The sequence below is a fragment of the Bradyrhizobium sp. CCGUVB1N3 genome (assembly GCF_024199925.1).
Classification (GTDB): Bacteria; Pseudomonadota; Alphaproteobacteria; order Rhizobiales; family Xanthobacteraceae; genus Bradyrhizobium.
Map to the genome: position 1 here is coordinate 7,894,857 of NZ_JANADR010000001.1, position 18,730 is coordinate 7,913,586.

The window sequence follows — 18,730 nt, forward strand, 5'->3', positions numbered from 1 at the left end:
TCGGGTTGTCCCAATAGAGCCCTCTTACAATAGATGGAGAGTAAGATGCTGTGTCTCGGAGTGAGCGGCGGATTAGACAAGGTTTTTGAGTTCCGACCCGAGCTTCCAAGTACATTTCTTCACGACGGCGCTGCTGTGCTCGTGCGTGACGGTCGTGTGATAGCGGCCGTCGAAGAAGAACGCCTCAATCGGGTCAAGCATTCCAATAAATTTCCAAGCAACTCGATCCAATACTGTCTCGATGCTGCCGGTGTTCGACTGAGCGACGTCGATCGCATCGCGTTCTATGCGACCGAAGCGTATTGCAATGCAATGCTCGAACGCCTGTTTGTCTCGCAGCCATCCGACGCCATTCCGATGAATGCCAGGCTCCTGCTCCGGACGATGCTGGCTCAGGAGTTCAACACCGACGTTGATCCATCGCGCGTTTCATTCGTAAGTCACCACCAGGCGCACGCAGTAAGTGCATTTGCAATGTCCGGATTTGAGCAGAGTCTGGTCCTCGCAATCGATGGCGGTGGTGAGTTTCTCTCCGGTCTCGTGGCGATCGGGTCCGGAACCGAAGTCAATCAACTCGAGAGCTTCCCGGAGAGCAACTCTTTGGGGCTATTTTATCTCGAGACGATCCGGTATCTGGGTTATAGCTTGTTCGATGAATACAAGGTCATGGGCCTTGCTCCTTATGGCGATCCCGCGCCTTATCGCAAGCTGTTTGAGCGGTTCTACGAGCTCTCTGAGAACGGGGGCTACCGGCTCTACCTGGATCGCATCGGACCGGCGTTGGTCCGCAATATTCAGGTCCGACGAAAAGGAATGCCATTCACCCAGCAACATCGAGACGTCAGCGCGTCATTGCAGGAAGCGCTCGAACGAATCGTGTTTCACATAGTGCGGCATTACCGCGAAGCCACGGGCATGAAGCGGCTGTGCTTGGCTGGCGGCGTGGCCCACAACTGCACCGTCAATGGTAAGCTGCTGTATTCGGGGCTTTTCGAGGAGATCTTCGTGCAACCCGCGGCGCATGACGCAGGCTGCGCCCTAGGCGCTGCATTGATGGCATCTGATGAGGTTGGGCGGCCAGCGCCACGCGAGCGGCTGAAGGAAGTCTATTGGGGGCCAGATCTCGGGACCGACCGTGCCGTCGAGCAGGAATTGGCGGCATGGGCCGGACATCTCGACGTCGAACGCAGCGATGACGTGGCGGGCAGAGCGGCCGATTGGATGGCAAACGGCGCAGTCATCGGATGGGTGCAGGGTCGGTCGGAGTTCGGACCACGTGCGCTGGGTAACCGCAGTATTCTCGCCGATCCCCGACCTGCGGCGAACAAGGATCGCATAAACGCGATGGTCAAGAAGCGCGAGGGCTATCGACCGTTCGCGCCTTCCGTATTGGAGGAGGATGCGCGCGAATATTTCGATCTCCCGGCTGGAACGGGCGAATTTCCCTTCATGAACTTCGTAGTTGGCGTACGTGATGCCAAGCGCGGCTTGCTGGGCGCGATTACGCATGTTGATGGTACCGCGCGGTTACAAACAGTGTCGCGCAAATCGAATCCAGCCTACTGGCGCCTTATCGATGAGTTCAAGAAACGGACGGGCATCCCGGTTCTGCTCAATACCTCTTTTAACAACAATGCCGAGCCGATCGTGGATTCGGTTGCAGATGCCGTTGCGACATTTCTGACGACGGAACTCGATGCTCTCGTAGTTGGGCCGTTCCTTGTCAAAAAGCGCGCTGCAACGCTCGAGGATTGGACCTCGCTCGCGGTTTCACTGCCGCCTTATGCATCCCTGTATCGCGTCCGCGCACATACAGCACGAGATCGACAGGAGACGGTATGCGAGATCCGCACGACCTTCTCCGGCGGCGGTGGTGTGCGCATTTCAGATAGCGTGTTCGATCTGCTGATGCGGATCAAGGGCGAAGCCGTCCTCCGCGACCTCTTCAATTCGATGACGTTGGATCAGGCCGAGCGCGAAGTTCTCGTCAAAGAACTACGGAGCCTATGGGAGCAGCGGCGTGTTCGCCTGCATCCTCCCTCACGCGCTACCCGGGTGCAGAACGACTGCGATCGTATGGCAGAGCCAGCATGAACGTCGATCGTTCAATAAGGCCGCGATGACCTCTGGAGATCTTACGCAGAGTTACCTACATTCTGATCCGTTCGGTATGTCGTGACGAGGACGGTAAAATGCTAGGTGATGGTTGTCCATGAAAGAAAGGTTCGTTGTTTCTCGACGACGTACTGGTTTCGGTGATTGCCTGTGGTCGCTCGCGTCAGCTTGGCAATACGCCAAGCGGACAGGGCGCACGCTGGTTATCGACTGGCGCGGATCCTGTTATCTCGATGACCCCTTCACCAACGCCTTTGGGGTGTTCTTCGAGCCAATTCAGGACATCGCCGGTGTACCCGTGATTTGCGATGATCGGATCAATCAACTCTCTTTTCCGGGACCGTTTTTTCCAACTTGGTGGAATCGGCCATCCATCGACTGCGTTTATCGACCATACGAACAGATTTTCCGCGAACGCGATGAGCTGAAGCAGCTCTTCGAAGCGAAGGATGACACTCACGCGAATACTGTGGTGTGTGATGCTTGTTTGATGTGGGGTTGTGATCAAGATGCCGAGCGACAAATATTTCGGGACGTCAAACTGCGGTCTGAAATTCAAGCTCGGATTGACGCGATCTATCAGGGGCACTTCAAGGGTCACAGCGTAATAGGCGTTCATGTTCGACACGGCAATGGCGAAGATATCATGGGGCACACGCCATACTGGGCCGATCCGGAGCGTGCGTTGCGGCAGGTATGCACTGCCATCGAAAAGGCCAAGGCATCGCCCCACGAAAAGCCAGTGAGAGTGTTTTTATGTACGGACAGCCCGAAAGTTCTGGATCGGGTGTCGGCCATGTTTCCCGACCTCTTTACTATCTCAAAGCGCTTCCAGGCGGTTCAAGCAGGGCCATTGCACAGTGCAGAACTGGGAGCGGAGGGAGGAGTCTCTGCTCTCATCGAGATGTGCCTCCTCGGTCGATGCGATATCGTGATTCGCTTTCCGCCGACCAGCGCCTTTACGCGCTATGCGCGCCTTGTCGCGCCGCGCATTATTGAGTTCGATTTGAATGATCCGAATCGTCTCATCTTGATCGATGAGTCGCCCGAGCATCACCCGATCTTATAAGCTGCATGCCCTTACCCTCTCGCCGGTCGTGCGGCGACTTTGTGTTTGTTCTGTTGTTGCGCCGCCGGGTCTTGCCGAGGGTAGCGCGCCTTTTGCCGATTGGGGCGCCTTGGAAGTCGAGGTCGTCGCTCTAATTTAGCTCGTTGCGCCGAAACAAGTTCACCGTCGAATCGAGCTGGTTCCGGACCACTGAGCCAACAAACCTGACGTACGGGGCTGGTAACGTTCGATTAGCGGGCGTGGTGGGTATCTTTGCGGGTGCGGCAGTGAGTGCTGTTGTTCTGAAATGTCTGCCCGCGCAACAGGCTGTCGTGCTCGTTGTCTTAGGAGCCCGCAGATAGTCGAGTGATCCCAATTCGATCGAGAGACGAAAGGCTGCCGAACCGCAACCTGGGTCGTGGGACGTGACGAAGCCGCGCGACTTCATTTCCCGCGAGTCGAAGGCGGTCAAACAAAAAAAGGTGCCAGCGGCTGCGACGTCGGATCGTTCGGCTGACAAATGACAAACTGTTCGCTCAAGGATGCATTGAAGCATTTCCAACAAACTTGGCACTGTTGCCGTAGTTGCGCTTGGGTAAGAGAAGAGACGAATTTGACGGGAGCGCACGTCCGCCGGGGACAATTTGGGGAGCTCGAAAACACGATACGGATCCGTCGCCTGTGTGGCTGTCAGAAAGCACACGCGCTTAGTGTCTTTGATCCGCTAAGCTGTTAGCGAACGCGACATCGCGTCGCAATCGTATCGGCATTCTTCGTATCGCGCTGGCCCAAATCCTGCACCGATCCAAGCGCAAGTGAGTGCGGCAAGGGGAAGAAAGATGCGTTTGGGCCGTCATGTCAGACAACCATGCGCTCCACTGTCGCATGTCGGAAGTCGACGTCAATATCCACTTCATGTTGGTGTGACCTGCATGCAGCAGGAAGGACTGGAACCTGCTGGTGCCCAGTGGAAATTGCGACTTCGGCTCGACCTCCAGAGGTCGATTTTTGCGCTGGCACACCATCTCATGCGCGCGGCAAGCGGTCGATGATGATCTATATCCGCAAGGGGCGGTGGCTGAACGCGATCTCGAGGTCGAGCTGGCTACCGCCCGATCCGGCCGCGCCGCGTGATCAAACTCAAAAAGTTTGCGCGCAAGCGGTTGCTGGCATTGCGCAACAGCGCGGCCGGCCCACCCAAGGTGCCGGAGGGCGCGCTGCTGACATCATCGGCAACGCCAGTCGTCGACGGGCGCGTTCAACATCAGTCATGGCCGGCCGAGCCTGTTGGCGTCGCGGCGGCGTTCGTTCCTTTGACCCACTTGCGGCCTGCATGGCCACACTGGGTAGGCATATCACTCCAACATTCCGGGACGTCGTGGTGGGAAAGCGTAAAGCTCACCTTGCGTTCGAATGAAGCAAGCGAAACACGAGGGATCGCGATCCGCGACGTAGGCCGTATGTGATCGTCTGCGAATACGTGAGAAATCATTGCTCGTTTTTGTTGGGTCTGGACCAATATTATTCCAACAGAGGATTTGTGCGCGATTTTGTGAAGGAGCGTGAATCGAATGAAGCCATCTTGTTTACCGTCGTGCCATGAAAAGATGTTATCTCCTAGCGGCATCCGAATGGACACGAGATTGAGTGTGAGATGCAAGACGATGTTTCGAAGTGCGAACTAAGTGCAAGCAAGAAGGGCGACGTCGGCGTTGTCACAGTGCATATTGCTTCCGAGTGCGAATGGCCTGGCTCGGAAGGCGAGGCGAACCATCCCGTGGTCGTGCCCTTGAACGAAATCGCCCTCAGAGGAGTGTTCGAAATATCGAACATGCTTGCCAGCCCTTCGCGGCTCGAAGTCGCTCTGGCAAGCGTTATCGAACTGCTGCAATCCTCACTGCAGATGCGGCACGGTGTCGTGTCTCTCCTGGCAGACGACGACGTGGCGGAGATTGCGGTCGGCGCCGGTTGGACCGAAGGAAGCGATGAACGCTACCGCATGCGCCTGCCTCAAAAGGCGATTGAGGAGATTGTGGCGACGGGTATGCCGTTCGTGGCTGAAGACGTTGCAACGCATCCAGCGTTTAGCGCTGCTGATATGGATGTGCTCGGGGCCAGCGATCACATACGGTTATCCTTCATCGGAGTTCCCATCAGCGTCGATGGAAATGTAGTCGGCACCCTATCGATCGAGCGTGTGCCAGACATCGACTCGATGTTCCCGCTCGATTCCGATATCCGGCTACTCACCATGATTGCCAACCTGATCGGACAGGCGGTGAAGCTCCATCGCTTGGTGGTGCGCGACCGCAAGCGCCTCATGGCGGAGAGCTACCGGTGGCAGAAGGAGCTCCTCGAATTTAAGCAACCGGCGCGAGAGCGTAAGAAGGTTCATATCGATGGTATTATCGGTACCAGCCCGGCGCTACGCGGACTGCTCGACAAGATCGCGGTGGTAGCCAAGTCGAATGCCACAGTTCTGTTGCGAGGTGAATCAGGTACCGGCAAGGAGCTGGTAGCCAAAGCTATTCACGAGTTATCTCCGCGGGCTAAGCGGCCGTTCATTAAGATGAACTGCGCGGCGCTGCCAGAGACAGTGCTGGAATCCGAATTGTTCGGTCATGAAAAGGGGGCGTTTACTGGTGCCCTTAACTCACGCAAAGGGCGCTTCGAGCTTGCCGACAAGGGCACGCTGTTTCTGGACGAGATCGGCGAGATCTCGGGCTCGTTTCAGGCAAAGCTGTTGCGGGTTCTTCAGGAACAAGAGTTCGAGCGAGTCGGTAGCGGCCACACTATGAAAGTTGATGTCCGCGTGATCGCTGCAACCAACAAGGACCTGGAAGGGGCGGTGGCAAAGAACGAGTTTCGCGCCGACCTTTATTATCGTATTAGCGTAGTTCCATTGCTGCTGCCCCCGTTGCGCGAAAGACGTAGCGACATTCCGCTGCTTGCCACTGAGTTTCTCAAAAATTTCAACAGCGAAAACAGTCGTACGTTAACGTTCGATCCGAGTGCCATGGACGTGCTGATGAATTGTGGTTTTCCGGGTAATGTGCGTGAACTCGAAAACTGCGTGCAGCGGACCGCAACACTGGCGCCAGGGCCGTTCATCGTCAGGCGCGATTTTGCTTGCTGTCACGGTCAATGCCTCTCTGCCCTGTTGTGGAAGAGCGGACTGGATCAAACGAAGCCGCGGGCCGCGGTGATCGGTGAGCTATCGGCGAAACCAGTTATACCGGCCCCTGACACAGCTGGGTCGATTGCCATTTTAACTCCACCTGTCGAGGCCGCGCCCGCCGATGGTGCGATCGTGAGTGGTGCGAAGCTGACGGATCGCGAGCGCCTCATCGCTGCAATGGAAAAAGCTGGCTGGGTTCAGGCAAAGGCCGCGCGCCTTCTTGCACTAACGCCGCGCCAAATCGGCTACGCGCTCAGGAAATATGGCATCGAGATCAAGCGCCTGTGAACGGCTGCTGGACTTGGTCTATGCTGTTAGGACCGAGAGTGTGAGGTGACGAGAGGCCTCCCACGTCCAAGAAGAAACAGCATCGAAGATCCGGCGCCGATGGCAACGTGGTGGGCCGATGATTGATGCGAGGATATTGGGCGCACCAAGCTTATGCATTTCTCCAGCGTCTGCGCGATTATTTTGACGAGGAACTTCTAGCCAAAGCCGTCCGTAACATGGAACTCACACCGCGAGCCGAGGCGCTCAAGGTCTCGGTGAGAGATCTGCTCGTTCGGATCGAAGGGACAGTCTCCGGATCCTCTCAGTTCGACCCTTCGCAGTCGGAACGCTGCTTCACCATCGTGGCATGTGAGTACACGCTCGCGACAATCGCTCCAGCGCTACTTCGCCATTGCGAGCGAATTGCACCAGACGTGAAGTTCAATTTTGTGAGCCAACTCGCCGCGCCAGAGCGGCTGCTGGAACAGGGAACGGCCGATCTACTGATTATTCCCAAGGAGTTCTGCTCGAACCGCTATCCCTCGGAGGTGATCCTGCATGACGATTATTGCGCTGTCGCGTGGAGCAGGGAGCATTACGCAAGCCGCAAGCTTTCGAGGAAAGAGTTCTCCAGGGCGCCCCATGTTGTAATGCGAGCCGCCGAAGACCGTCAGTCACCCGAAACGCACCTTATGACGCAGCGCGGCGTAGAACGCCGGATAGACGTGACCACCGATAGCTTCAGCGCGCTGCCCGGGTTGTTCGCTGGTGCCAATCGAATCGCGACAATGCACCGGCGCTTCGCAAAGGAGGCAATCGGCAGGCTACCGATCAAGATCGTTGAACTTCCGTTCAAGCTCCCGCCCATGCAACTATCCGTGCAGTGGCACAGGTACAGATCGAACGATACGGCCTTGAGCTGATTAGGGCAACGGCAAGGAATTTAGGCTGAGCCCCCCACGAGTTGAACGGTCAGAATGGCAAACATGTTTTTTGCCGCGTTTGGTCGATCTTGTGCTATCTCGGCGGTCGGATGCAGCATGAATCTTCTTTGCCGGGCGCGGCCAGGAGCTTGACGAAGAGCCTCCTCTCGAGTGGTTAACTAGCCAGAGAGACCGTTGAAGTTTTGTATCTGAAAGTTGCTCGTCGTTGGTCCTATGGCGGGAGATCAGACGACCCGCTGGGTGGGGTGCAGAAGGACGACCACCTCTGGTGTATCCCTGCCGGCCATCAGGCCGACAGTACAGGTCGGTAGGAAGATGAAGTCCGGGAGCTGGAAGAACGAGGGCCGCAGCCTATGCAAGGCCGCTAGATCCGTGCCACGGGGGGCGCACCACGCCACCGCTGAGGGCGACACTATAATCCGGGCCGCCGTCCTAGTTCGGTACGTAGATTACAAATAGCGTTGTTCGCCAGATCAAATACATTCTTTTCTCCTGTTCTCATTGAACGTTCCAGGTGGGCTCGTAGCCTAGCCCGCAGCAAGGCCTCAGCATTGTGGGTCAGAAATGGATCTTTCTCTACGAAACGCCATGACTTCTCAAACGCCGCGCTTACCAGAGTATCGAGTGTGTGCTCCTGCTTGGGCGAAGTGTGATCCATGGATAGAAACTCCAACAAGATATCCTTTTTCAGCCACGACTCGCTACTGGTCAGCGAAGGTAGGTTGAAAGCGGGCTTAAGCAGGTCGGGGAGTACCTGCAGTCATTCAGCTCGTGAACCCATGCCTATACAGGTGCTTGTTGAAGCGATGATGACTGCTGCTGTGCAAAGTTGCTTCAGTACTTCACAAATTTGGTATTCTAGTAAATCTTGCTGAGATTGGCGCCTCACGTGATGGATAAAATCTATCGTCTATCCGTAGGACGAATCCGTTAGCTCGGCGGGCTAAACCCCATTGGCGTCACAGCTGCTAGGCCAACCGCTGTTTCTTGCCTACGTGTATAAAGGGTTCCACGCAGCGCCTCGGTAAGGCGTCGCGAGCGGTAGGACGTCTCTTCAAGGCCAGAAAGTCCGGCGTTTCTTCGAGAGTTCGGCGCAGGAAGAAGATCAGCGGAATGATGAAGCAGCCCGCAAAGAACGGAATGCGCCAACCCCAGCCGAGAACGATTTCACGCGGCATCGTCTCTGTAGCCGAGGATTTCAAGCGCGCCATCGCGTGAGAGTTGCTCATGGAGCGGCCACACGCGCGGGCGAGGCACATGAACTGCGGTGGCAAGCAATCCAAGTTACGTCAATTGCTGAAGTCTTGCTCGCCTGATCGGGAATCAAATGTTCTGAGTACACTATGCTGAACCTTGCCTAAGGCCGTTCGCGGCAATTCCTCCGTGAAAATAATTTCGCGGGGCACTTTGAAACGCGCGAGATGCGATTGCGCATGCACTACGAGAGCCTCTGCGTTCGTCCCGGCTCCGGGGCGCGTGATCACATAAGCGACCGGTACCTCGTCCCATAATGGATCCGGCCGGCCAATGACCGCGCACTCTGCAACGTCGGTGTGCTCCAGGAGTACACGTTCGACCTCCGCCGGATAGATGTTTTCCCCGCCGGAAATAATCAGGTTTTTCTTGCGGTCATGAACCCAAAAATAGCCGTCGCGATCGCGAGAGGCGATGTCGCCAGTGCGATACCAGCCGTCATGCATCGCCTCGCGCGTGGCTGCTTGATTGTCCCAATATGCGTACAATACGTTTGGGCCGCGCACTGCGATCTCACCCGGCGTCCCTGCGGGCAACTCGTTACCGGCATCGTCCATCACGATCGCTTCACAGCACAGTCCAGGTAGGCCGGTCGACCCCTCCCGCGAAAGGTCACCTCCGAGCCTCGTATAGATCGCAATGGGGCTCGTTTCCGTAGAGCCGTAAATCTGCAGCACGGGTACGCGGCGTGCAACCAAGCGATCGATCAGGTGCTGCGGCACAATCGTTGAACCCACCGAGATCGCTTTCAGCGACGACAGATCGGCCGTCGACCACCTAAGGTCGCCAGTCAAGGTTTGAATGATCGTAGGCACCAAGGCGGTCAAAGTCGGCCGACCATGCTCGAGTGCGGCAAAGGTGGCGTCAGTCGTAAATCGTGAATAGATGCTAACGGTCGCGCCAAGATGCAATGCCGGCGTCGTCTGAATGTTGAGCCCGCCGACGTGGAAAAGCGGCAATACTGTCAGCACATGATCGTCGGATGTGAGGGCGTGCATATGCTGACTCATCACGCCGTTCCACAACAAGGCTTCCTGGCTCAGAACTGCTCCCTTTGGCCGGCCCGTGGTCCCTGAAGTATAGACGATCAGAAGCGGGTCGGTCAGGTCCGCGTTGGGGGTGTAGCTGTCCCGGTGTATCTGCTCCAACAAGCCTTCCCACGCCCGCGTGCCGGAAGACGCAAAGTCGAAGCCCACGGTCGTTACCTGGGGCAGTGTCTCTGCTAGAATCGGCAGAAGTCCTTCAAAAGCCTGCTCGGTGACCAGAAGCTTGGCCCCCACGTCGGACAAGATAAAAAGCTGCTCGTTAACCGCCAGCCGCCAATTTAAGGGCACCAAAATCGCCCCGAGTCGCGCGCAAGCGTAGAGGAGAACGAGGTAATCAGGGCGGTTGAGGCTGAGGAGAGCAACGCGATCGCCTCTGTTGACGCCGAGCTCATTTTTCATGGCACGTGCTGCGCGGCCGATGCGTCGATTAAGGTCGGCGTAACTTAAGGTCTCGCCTTCGAAATGGATCGCAGGCTTGTTAGGAGCGAACGCTGCGTTGCGCTCAATCAGTGTGCAGAGATCCACTATTCTTGATCCTCTCTTGGGGTCTTTACAGGGCTCTCAACTGAGTTGTCCGATCAGCGTTTGTCGGCGCCCATTTGAAGGTTGCAATTGTGTTTTCCGCTTCTGAGGTCGATGTAGCCAAACGGACAAGACGTCAGGGCCATTCAACAACTGGCTGCACCGAATTCGCCGGGATAGTGGCGCCCAGGGCTCCGTATAACTCAGGCCGCCGCACGGGCGGGCTTCGAACCAGACGCGTTCGGCATTGTCGTGGGATCCGATCGGCTCGCATTCTTCATGTCATTTGCGCCTCACGCCTTAGCACGACTACTGCGGTATCACACTCAACTCGAGATCCCGGAAGCTGGTGTAGTTCTGCCGAATCCACTGATGCAGTTCGCTCGAGGAATCCTTTTCATGGCGTAGATAGCCAGTGAAAGACAAGCCTAATCGGCAGATAAAGGCGTTCAGAAATACCGGCAGCGCCGCAAAGCGGAGCATGCGGCCCCGCTTCATGGCTTCGAATAATTCGCCGCGGACAACGAACTCGTTATGCACGGTGATCAGTATCTGCGGCGGAACCAGCCGCCGTAGCATCTCATGGGCGCGCGCTGAGGCACGGTCGATGTCAGGCATGAACAGGACGATTGGCACGACGTGGTGCAGTATCGCCTCGCTCAAGAAGTCAATTTCGCCGCACATTTTGAAAAACTCATCGAAGGCGTGGAAGCCGAGGTCGATCACCTTGGCCACGCTATCATTGAGGATCAGTCGATCAACGAGTTGCATCTTGCCATAGGTATCCATGACATCCGCTGTCTCAGTGACAGTGGGGAGGTAGTCGAGCAGCGACGGCTCCCTCAAATTGAGGTCGAAGGAGAGCACTGTACCGTTCTTCAGCTGCAAGAACTCGCTCAAGAGCCGTGCGATCAGCGTCTTGCCGACCTGCGGGCTCGCAGAGCAGATGATGTAGACCGGGGTTACCAAAACTGCGATCCAGCGCTGCATTAAGTCCTCGATTGACTACCTCTCGCCCGCGCGGGTCACCGACTTGGCGCCGGCGAGGTCTGTCAAGTTGATGCGGTCATACTCGCTCCAGACATTGGCAAGCCAATGTCTGACGTAACCGCGCAGCACGAAAGAGTAGTCGGCGGCGTCATCGTGCGGTCCTTTGTTCGCGACAAAATTGACGAACGGGACGGAAGCGACTTCGACCTGTTCATAGGCCATCTCGTTGAGCTTCGGGATCGTTAAGTCAGTGGCGTCTTTGATGCGGCGGAAATAGGAATTGTACGTCGCTTGGTCCCATTGAAAGAACTGCGTGTCGTTGATGAAGTTCTTAACCAGGTAGTATTTTGCACCGGCCATGAAATTGCTCGTTTCGGCGATCTCGTCCAGCGAGGCGATAGACGATCCCAATACATGGAATACGGCAAAGGTGATTTGCCCCGATCGCGCGGCGTCCAAAAAACCTATATCGCGCAGCGACGCGAGCGCTGGGGACATCAGTCCTGCGCGCACGTCGATCACGCTGACGGATAGGCCGGAGTTCAGCGTGTCGAAAATCTTCATCTGGTCCGCGGTCCTCGTCATATCCACGATTTCGGTGATCGCGGGATGAAAGCGCTTGAGCGTCCCGCGCGGGGACTCGGTGTCAAATGCGCGTGTCTGCACATTATTCGCGCCGAAATAATCCAGAAGCGTCCGAGACACGGTCGTTTTTCCGACCCCTCCCTTGTCCGCGCCGATCACAATAACAACTGGCTTTACCATAGAAGTCCTCTCAAGATGCTCGTTCAATCCATGCGACCGCGAAGCGCGCGGCCTGCGTGTCTGCGGTCGTGCCTTCGACGCAATCATGGCCCAATGTGGAGTTCGTTCGATTTGTGAGAATTGACAGCCGCTACTGTTGAGGATGCGGCTGTCCATCGTCGCTCTGGAAGAGATGGCGTCCTAGTTCATGTTTGCGTTTCCATCTCCGAGTGGCTTACTGAGGCGATAGCGACTTCGCGTTGTCATACAAACCTCCGGACGAGCAGCATCATCGGACCAATCACAACCGAAAGCACGATTGCGACCGCAGCGACAGAAGTACGCTTGTCCCAACCCCTGCCTTCTCGAAGACCACGATGCGCCAACAACAACGACTTCAGGTCGCGGCTGAAGGTGCTGGAAAGAGCGGATGCGCATGGGTCGGTCCTACTAGTCAGGTGAGACGGATCGCCAGACCGGCATTCTCGAGCGCTTGTAGGATCTCACTTGCAACATGTTGAGCGCCGCCCTTGTGCTCGCCGATCTGGCTAGATGCCACGACGCCGGTGATTATGGAGTACGCTTTCTGCCGCTCGGCGAAGGTGTCTACAACATAGTCGCCGCATGCCTTGCAATCGATCACAGGACGGCCGCTCCATGGGTCATGTGATGCGGTTTGATCTCTGGCATGACATTTGGGGCATTGCATGTGTGAGGCTTTCGGCGTGCTTTGGTTTGCGCGTGATCTCTGTCGGTGAAAACAACTGTGCTTCCGGAGGAAGTGAGTTGCGCGTCGGAAGGCTCGTCCAGGTGAGTTGGAGTCATCGTTTTTGTGAAGCGTAGGTCGGGGTATCTCTTGTCCAAGTCGTCGCGCGCGCAGCGCGACCTACATTCTGAAGATGCCATAATGTGGCACTTCGATTGGAGTATTAAGCGAAGCACTCAATGCGATTGAGAGTGCGTTTCTGGTGTCTATGGGATCAAGAATGCCGTCATCCCAAAGCTCGGATGTTGCATAATAGGCACTCGATCGCTCCCGATACTCTTCCAAAAGTGGCTCTCGAATGGCCGCTAGTTCTTGGTCGGACAAACGCCCGCCGTCGCGGGCCAATTGCCTCGCCTTGACATGGGTTAGCACGCCAGCCGCTTGCTCCGCCCCCATGGCCGAAATCTGAGAGTGTGGCCAAGTAAACATAAAGCGTGGATCGAAGGCTCGACCAGCCATGGCGTATGTCCCCGCTCCATGAGAGCCGTTGCAAATCACTGTAAGTTTCGGGACCTCCGCTCCGGAGACGGCCATGATGAGCTTGGCACCGTCCTTCGTGATGCCGCGCTCTTCGTATTCCCGTCCAACCATGAAGCCGGTGGTGTTCTGCAGGAAGAGCAAAGGCGTCCGGTTGTTGTCGCAGAGTTGTATGAAGTGGGCGCCCTTCAGAACACTGTCGTTCTGCAACACGCCGTTGTTTGCGATAACCCCGATCTGGTATCCATGGAGTCGCGCGAAACCGCATACCAGGGATTGGCCATAGCGGGCCTGGTACTCGTGGAACCGGCTGCCATCAACGAGGCGCGCGATGATCTCTCGCATGTCGAACTGAGCGCGAGGATCCTTTGGAATAATGCCGTATAGTTCGGCTGGACCATAGGCGGGAGGCTCCGGAGCAGATTGAGCAATCGCTTCTTTCGTTGGACGCTTCATCTGAGCAATGATGTCCCGCGCAATGGAAATTGCATGCATCTCGGAAGTCGCGAAATAGTCACTCGTTCCCGAAACGCTCGTATGCATGCGAGCGCCACCAAGCTCTTCTGCAGATACCACCTCTCCGGTGGCGGCCTTTACGACTGGAGGTCCGCCGAGAAAGATGGCCCCGGTCCCCTGCACGATGATATTGTAATCGCTCAGCGCCGGAACGTAGGCTCCTCCCGCGGTACAGTGCCCCATTACGATGGCAACCTGCGGCACCCCCATCTTGGAGAGGACTGATTGGTTACGCAGAATTCGACCTGCGTGATAGCGATCAGCGAAGAACTCTGCCTGCAAAGGCAAGAATCCGCCGGCGCAGTCACAAAGATGAACCACCATCAGGCGGTTCTCAATTGCGATATCCAAGGCGCGTACGATCTTCTTCACCGATAGTGGATACCAAGCGCCGCCCTTCACACTGGCATCATCCGCATGAACAATGACCTCGCGACCCGCCACTATGCCGATGCCGACGATCTGCGCTGCACACGGCACCTCGCCCGCGTAGGCCTTGTGGGCAGCGAGCGTCGAAAGCTCGAGAAACGGAGTGTGGGGATCAAGCAACGCCTCGATCCGATCACGAACGAATTGCTTGTTTTGCTGCCGCAGGCGCCCGAGGTCTCGTGCCGGTCGGTCGAAGCGAGCTGAACGCTGGCGCTCCTTCAATTCGGTCGCAAGTCGTCGGTTATGGAGCTCGTTGAGGCGAAATTCTTGCGACTTGGTGTCCACCCGGGAAACAATCCGCTGCACGTCAGCGCCCTTCCTCGGAAAATGTAACCAGCGCGGAGTCTCGCTCGAAACTGTCGCCTACGCCAAAATGAATGCGCTCGACCACACCGCCCCGAGGAGCGCGTACGACGAATTCCAATTTCATGCTTTCGACCAACATCAGCGTCGCGCCTGCAGACACGACATCACCACGCGAAACCTTGGTTGCAATCACGACTCCAGGCATCGGTGCGCGAGCCACAAGATGGCTCGCCTGATCATCCAAGCAAGCGAGCGTTCGCAGTTGATCGCGATATCGTAAAATGTACGTCCTGCCGCGGATATGCAGGTAAAGCATATCGCCGTCGATTGCGAATTTGACCGGAATGGTGGCGCTCGCAATGACAAGGGTACCGCTGCCGTCAAATTCGTGTGAAAACGACACCGGCGCAAATACCTCGTCGTCCAGGTGAAGACGATAGCCGTGTTGGCTGGGTGAAAGCCATAATTCATGGTTCTCGGCATCAAGCGCAAAGGAGTGCTTCACCTCAATTTCTCCACTTGCCGATCTCTGCGTGGAGCGTGGGCACGGCGTCTGCTGAATCGCGAACGGGCCTCGTCAGGAGCGCGGCGGCCGCTAGGACGGCGGGTAGGTCGCTCGCACATTGGCCAGCCGCCACGTGCGGGTTTTCATCGAGATAGCCGGTATGAATCTGTCCGCTCAAAAACGTCTCGTCAGCGAACAGACGCGCAAGGAAATCTACGTTTGTCTCGCAGCCAAGAAGCACAAACTCGCGCATTATGCGTTCCGACGCTAATGCGGCGTCACGGCGCGTAGACGAATGTACAACGACCTTTGCGAGCATGGGATCGAAAGCCGTCGTGATCTGCTGACCTTGAACAATGCCGCTGTCGATTCGTACCCCCTCGCGCTGAGGGTACTCCAGCATGAGTATCTTTCCGGTCGTCGGAACGTAGTCGCGTTCAGGAGCTTCAGCGTATATTCTGGCCTCAATCGCGTGGCCTTTTGAGACGATATCGGACTGTGAAAGGCGAAGCGGGCGACCTGCGGCGATATGAAGTTGCTCGGCAACGAGATCGACGCCGGTGACCATCTCGGTTACAGGATGCTCAACCTGAAGCCGAGTATTCATCTCGAGGAAGTGAAATTCACTCCCATCGAAGATGAATTCGACGGTTCCAGCATTTCGATAGTTAGCACTACGAGCGATGCCGACCGCGATTTCGCAGACCTCTTTGCGCAACTCTGGCGACAAGGCAGGTGAGGGTGTCTCCTCAATGATTTTCTGGAAGCGGCGTTGCACCGAGCACTCTCGTTCGAAAAGGTGGATCACGTTTCCGAAGGAATCGCCTAGCACCTGCACTTCGATGTGGCGTGGGGTTTCGGCATATCGCTCGACATAGAGCCGGCCATCATCGAAGTAACGTAGCCCCTCACGGCGCGCGTGAGCGATCGCGTCATCAAGGGTGTCGAGATTGCGAACAATCCGCATGCCCTTGCCGCCGCCGCCAGCGGAAGGTTTGACCAGTAAAGGTAGGCCAAGGGCCTGCGCTCTGGAATGGAAGGTCTCTGGATCGTCTTCCTCGACGGCGGAAGGCGCGACGGGAAAACCACTCCGCTGAACAAAACGGCGGGCGCGAATTTTATCGCCCATCAGTTCGATGCTTTCCGAACTCGGCCCGACGAATGCAATGCCTGCCCGTTCAACAGCTCTCGCAAACTCCGCGCTCTCCGACAGAAATCCATAGCCGGGATGCAAGGCGCCGACCCTTGCTCTACAGGCGCAGGCGACGATTTGATCGGCATCGAGATAGGCCGCGATCGGGGAACAACCGTCGATGGCGATCGCGGTATCCGCCATGGAAACCGCTGGCGTGTCTGCATCGACATCGTGATAGACGATTGCGGAACGTAACCCCAATTTGCGCAACGTCTTGATGATGCGCACGGCTATCTCGCCCCTATTGGCGATCAGGACCGTATCGAAGGGTAGTGTCTGCATCGCGTATTCGTCCGAGGAGGTCGGAATTCCGACGTTCGATAGCTGTTGGTCGACGAGCAAGTGCACGCGATCGTCACGCAAAGGCGAAATAGCAGCGATGCCCTTTGGATCGGGCTCGAGCGAGGCCGACCCGGACCAATCGAAGCCGCGCCGAAGTCATTTCGAGCCTGCTTTTGCCTTTGCGCTATCATGCGTTGACATCACGTAGCGACACGGATCACTCAAGCTGGTGAACTTCGTTCGGAGACAAGCAGTGATTGCGTCCGCATCCGGTATGACGCTGCTGCAGAGCCGAAACACGTCCGGCGTGCAAGCCCTCTGCTCCTCCTCCGTTGCCGGTTTATCTCGGGCGACGGCGCGCTCGAAGGTGAGAGAGAGCATGGTCGCAAACGCAACGAAAGCTATTGCATTGCAACCGGTTCTATAGGCCCAGAGAGCGAGGGGACACAGGCTTCGAGTCAAGAGATCCTCTTTGATGGTAGATTGGCGCCGTATTGAGCGTCGTGCGCGACGGTCAACGGCTCCTGCAAGAGAGAGTTGGCTAAGGGGTCAGATCAGCGACTACCGCGACAAGGCCACGCGGCTTAACTCACGGGACGGGGCGCTGCTCTGAGCCATAGTGACGGTGACTTCAAGTGAGCTCGAATGCATCCGAAAGCGACAGATGAGGGGCAATTGCAACGCGCGTCTCGGAACGGAGGTGATCTGCACGTCGCGCATTGTCATCAAAGTGTCCCGTGTCGGACACCCTGGTGACGCGCAGGAGGGGTGCTGTATCGGACATGTCGGGTTTGTGACGATGAGCACGAACCACGATGCGAGATCGAATTGGCAAACTGAATGGATTGCTCTTGCGATGGGCGACAAAGAGGTGCGCATGCTGGGCATCGAGTTCGGAGTCCCCGCTCTCTTTCGCCTGACTTGGCCAAAAGGTGGCAAGCAATTCGAGGTCTAAAGGAATTCGGCGATCGCTTTTTCGGGCGAGAGTGTCCGGATCCTGATAGCGTCGTTCGCGGTGAACAAGAAAAGGGTGGGACATTGGCGATCCTTGGATTCCTTGGAGACGTTGGCCTCGTCGGAGACCACCATCACTTGTTCGAGATCGTACAATTTGACGCCACGTGCGATTCAAGCCCTCCGAGCGGTTGGTTTGACGAAATTGTGTGAATTCGTATGGCGGCGGCAGGCACCTCATTCGCGACAATGTTTAGCGGGCAACGCGACAAGAAAGATGGAGGGTGAAACGATCTCGCGGCTCAGCCCACCAAATCGCAAAGTTGATCGTGGCCGATCCTGAGTGATTGCGAGGCAGAAGCTGACGTCAGTCGCCAAACCGGACCACTCGTCGACAAAAGGCAAAAAAGGCCCGTTCGCCGTCCACCCACGCGGAGATGACGCGAGCGGTCAAGCAGGCAAAGACGGTGGCATGAGAAGGGGTAGCGCGTCCGAAGCGAGCCGAACAAGCAGCTGTCAGCCCAACTTCGACATGCTCTATTGCTGCGTTGCGAATTGAAAGCCCATGTCCTCAGGCTCAATAAGGAGAGCAGGGTCGCGGCTGCAGCCCACTAGATTTGGTAGGCACCAAAGGAATAGCTTGAATCTTACGTAACGTCACATTGTAGGCGTGGAGAGCAGAACATGAACGGAATATGAAAGGTATGCACCATGCATGAATGGCGCGTTTTTCAATTGAATACGCTCCCCACTTACGTGCTCGGCAGAGAGCATGGCATCGTGACGCCGGCTGCCGACTATCCTCTCGCCAATAATTGCGGCCGGTCTAAGGAAGACGAGCAAGAGCAGGCCAAAAATATATGGGCGGACTGCTTCGCACCTCAGGATCGGATCAAGTACATCCGCAAAAATCGCTCGCAGTTTGAGTTCCGCGACTACAATCAGATGACGGACGTCGTGCGGGGCCGCTGCTTCACCGGTTGCGCATGGGAGCTAGTCAACTCGCGCAATCGATTCAGGGTAAGGGCGTGGCGCGTCGTCCTATTGTTCTGCCTGGCCACATGGTTGGCCATTGTCTTCGCCGTGGTTCGAGCAGTCAGTTGAACGTTGGCACGCGAAGCCATCACAAGCAGAGGGACCTGAGCATTGGTTCGGACCGAGAAGTGTCGAGGAGCGTGCGAACATCTGC

Annotated in this window: 15 protein-coding genes and 1 pseudogene; 6 read left to right on the plus strand and 10 right to left on the minus strand. The window is 56.7% G+C overall.

Going from position 1 to position 18,730, the window contains the following annotated elements; translation table 11 throughout:
* The first annotated feature begins 45 nt into the window (after positions 1-45).
* The 5 genes from NLM33_RS37425 (at position 46) to NLM33_RS37445 (ending at position 7,534) form a co-directional block, all read left to right on the plus strand.
* A complete protein-coding gene (locus NLM33_RS37425) occupies positions 46-2,094 on the plus strand; it encodes a carbamoyltransferase (RefSeq protein WP_254103440.1) in 2,049 nt (682 codons plus the stop codon).
* A gap of 118 nt (positions 2,095-2,212) precedes the next feature.
* Positions 2,213-3,184, plus strand: a complete 972-nt coding sequence (locus NLM33_RS37430; RefSeq protein ID WP_254103441.1) for a nodulation protein NodZ — start codon at positions 2,213-2,215, stop codon at positions 3,182-3,184.
* Positions 3,185-4,293: 1,109 nt separating this feature from the next.
* Positions 4,294-4,629: a hypothetical protein gene (locus NLM33_RS37435; protein WP_254103442.1), complete on the plus strand. Its 336-nt coding sequence runs from the start codon at positions 4,294-4,296 to the stop codon at positions 4,627-4,629.
* A 188-nt stretch (positions 4,630-4,817) separates the two neighbouring features.
* Entirely contained in the window at positions 4,818-6,629 is a 1,812-nt protein-coding gene (gene nifA / locus NLM33_RS37440) for a nif-specific transcriptional activator NifA (protein ID WP_254103443.1), read from the plus strand.
* Between the two features lie 125 nt (positions 6,630-6,754).
* The gene (locus tag NLM33_RS37445; RefSeq protein WP_254103444.1) at positions 6,755-7,534 is read left to right on the plus strand and encodes a LysR substrate-binding domain-containing protein; all 780 of its coding nucleotides are present in this window, start codon (positions 6,755-6,757) and stop codon (positions 7,532-7,534) included.
* Positions 7,535-7,779: 245 nt separating this feature from the next.
* On the opposite strand, the gene NLM33_RS49390 is transcribed toward NLM33_RS37445, so the two are convergent.
* From NLM33_RS49390 to NLM33_RS37490, 10 genes and pseudogenes are all read right to left on the minus strand, one after another.
* Positions 7,780-7,914, minus strand: coding sequence for a hypothetical protein (locus NLM33_RS49390; protein ID WP_256570581.1), 135 nt, complete (start codon positions 7,912-7,914; stop codon positions 7,780-7,782).
* 672 nt (positions 7,915-8,586) lie between these two features.
* Positions 8,587-8,742 (minus strand): annotated as a pseudogene (locus tag NLM33_RS49505) (citrate-proton symporter); the annotation flags it as partial.
* Positions 8,743-8,844: 102 nt separating this feature from the next.
* Positions 8,845-10,380 carry a class I adenylate-forming enzyme family protein gene (locus NLM33_RS37455; protein ID WP_254103445.1) on the minus strand — a complete coding sequence of 512 codons (1,536 nt, stop codon included), beginning with the start codon at positions 10,378-10,380 and terminating at the stop codon, positions 8,845-8,847.
* 306 nt (positions 10,381-10,686) lie between these two features.
* Positions 10,687-11,367 (minus strand): hypothetical protein, encoded by a 681-nt coding sequence (locus NLM33_RS37460; RefSeq protein WP_254103446.1) that lies wholly within the window; start codon positions 11,365-11,367, stop codon positions 10,687-10,689.
* A 15-nt stretch (positions 11,368-11,382) separates the two neighbouring features.
* Positions 11,383-12,132, minus strand: coding sequence for a hypothetical protein (locus tag NLM33_RS37465; protein WP_254103447.1), 750 nt, complete (start codon positions 12,130-12,132; stop codon positions 11,383-11,385).
* Between the two features lie 433 nt (positions 12,133-12,565).
* Positions 12,566-12,754, minus strand: coding sequence for a hypothetical protein (locus NLM33_RS37470; RefSeq protein ID WP_254103448.1), 189 nt, complete (start codon positions 12,752-12,754; stop codon positions 12,566-12,568).
* Positions 12,755-12,997: 243 nt separating this feature from the next.
* Positions 12,998-14,605 (minus strand): acyl-CoA carboxylase subunit beta, encoded by a 1,608-nt coding sequence (locus tag NLM33_RS37475; RefSeq protein WP_254103449.1) that lies wholly within the window; start codon positions 14,603-14,605, stop codon positions 12,998-13,000.
* 1 nt (position 14,606) lies between these two features.
* Positions 14,607-15,110: an acetyl-CoA carboxylase biotin carboxyl carrier protein subunit gene (locus NLM33_RS37480; RefSeq protein ID WP_254103450.1), complete on the minus strand. Its 504-nt coding sequence runs from the start codon at positions 15,108-15,110 to the stop codon at positions 14,607-14,609.
* Between the two features lies 1 nt (position 15,111).
* Positions 15,112-16,647 carry an acetyl/propionyl/methylcrotonyl-CoA carboxylase subunit alpha gene (locus NLM33_RS37485; protein ID WP_254103451.1) on the minus strand — a complete coding sequence of 512 codons (1,536 nt, stop codon included), beginning with the start codon at positions 16,645-16,647 and terminating at the stop codon, positions 15,112-15,114.
* A 571-nt stretch (positions 16,648-17,218) separates the two neighbouring features.
* Complete coding sequence (locus NLM33_RS37490) at positions 17,219-17,626, minus strand: hypothetical protein (RefSeq protein WP_254103452.1); 408 nt, start codon at positions 17,624-17,626, stop codon at positions 17,219-17,221.
* A 626-nt stretch (positions 17,627-18,252) separates the two neighbouring features.
* On the opposite strand from NLM33_RS37490, the gene NLM33_RS37495 reads away from it, so the two are divergent.
* Positions 18,253-18,645, plus strand: a complete 393-nt coding sequence (locus NLM33_RS37495) for a hypothetical protein (RefSeq protein WP_254103453.1) — start codon at positions 18,253-18,255, stop codon at positions 18,643-18,645.
* Positions 18,646-18,730: the final 85 nt, after the last annotated feature.

Bases quoted from the DNA above. Each gene is read 5' to 3' on its own strand.
- NLM33_RS37430 (WP_254103441.1), top strand. From the start codon at position 2,213: ATGAAAGAAAGGTTCGTTGTTTCTCGACGACGTACTGGTTTCGGTGAT.
- nifA (WP_254103443.1), top strand. From the start codon at position 4,818: ATGCAAGACGATGTTTCGAAGTGCGAACTAAGTGCAAGCAAGAAGGGC.
- NLM33_RS37425 (WP_254103440.1), top strand. From the start codon at position 46: ATGCTGTGTCTCGGAGTGAGCGGCGGATTAGACAAGGTTTTTGAGTTC.
- NLM33_RS37495 (WP_254103453.1), top strand. From the start codon at position 18,253: ATGCATGAATGGCGCGTTTTTCAATTGAATACGCTCCCCACTTACGTG.
- NLM33_RS37445 (WP_254103444.1), top strand. From the start codon at position 6,755: ATGCGAGGATATTGGGCGCACCAAGCTTATGCATTTCTCCAGCGTCTG.
- NLM33_RS37460 (WP_254103446.1), bottom strand. From the start codon at position 11,367: ATGCAGCGCTGGATCGCAGTTTTGGTAACCCCGGTCTACATCATCTGC.
- NLM33_RS37490 (WP_254103452.1), bottom strand. From the start codon at position 17,626: ATGTCCCACCCTTTTCTTGTTCACCGCGAACGACGCTATCAGGATCCG.
- NLM33_RS37465 (WP_254103447.1), bottom strand. From the start codon at position 12,132: ATGGTAAAGCCAGTTGTTATTGTGATCGGCGCGGACAAGGGAGGGGTC.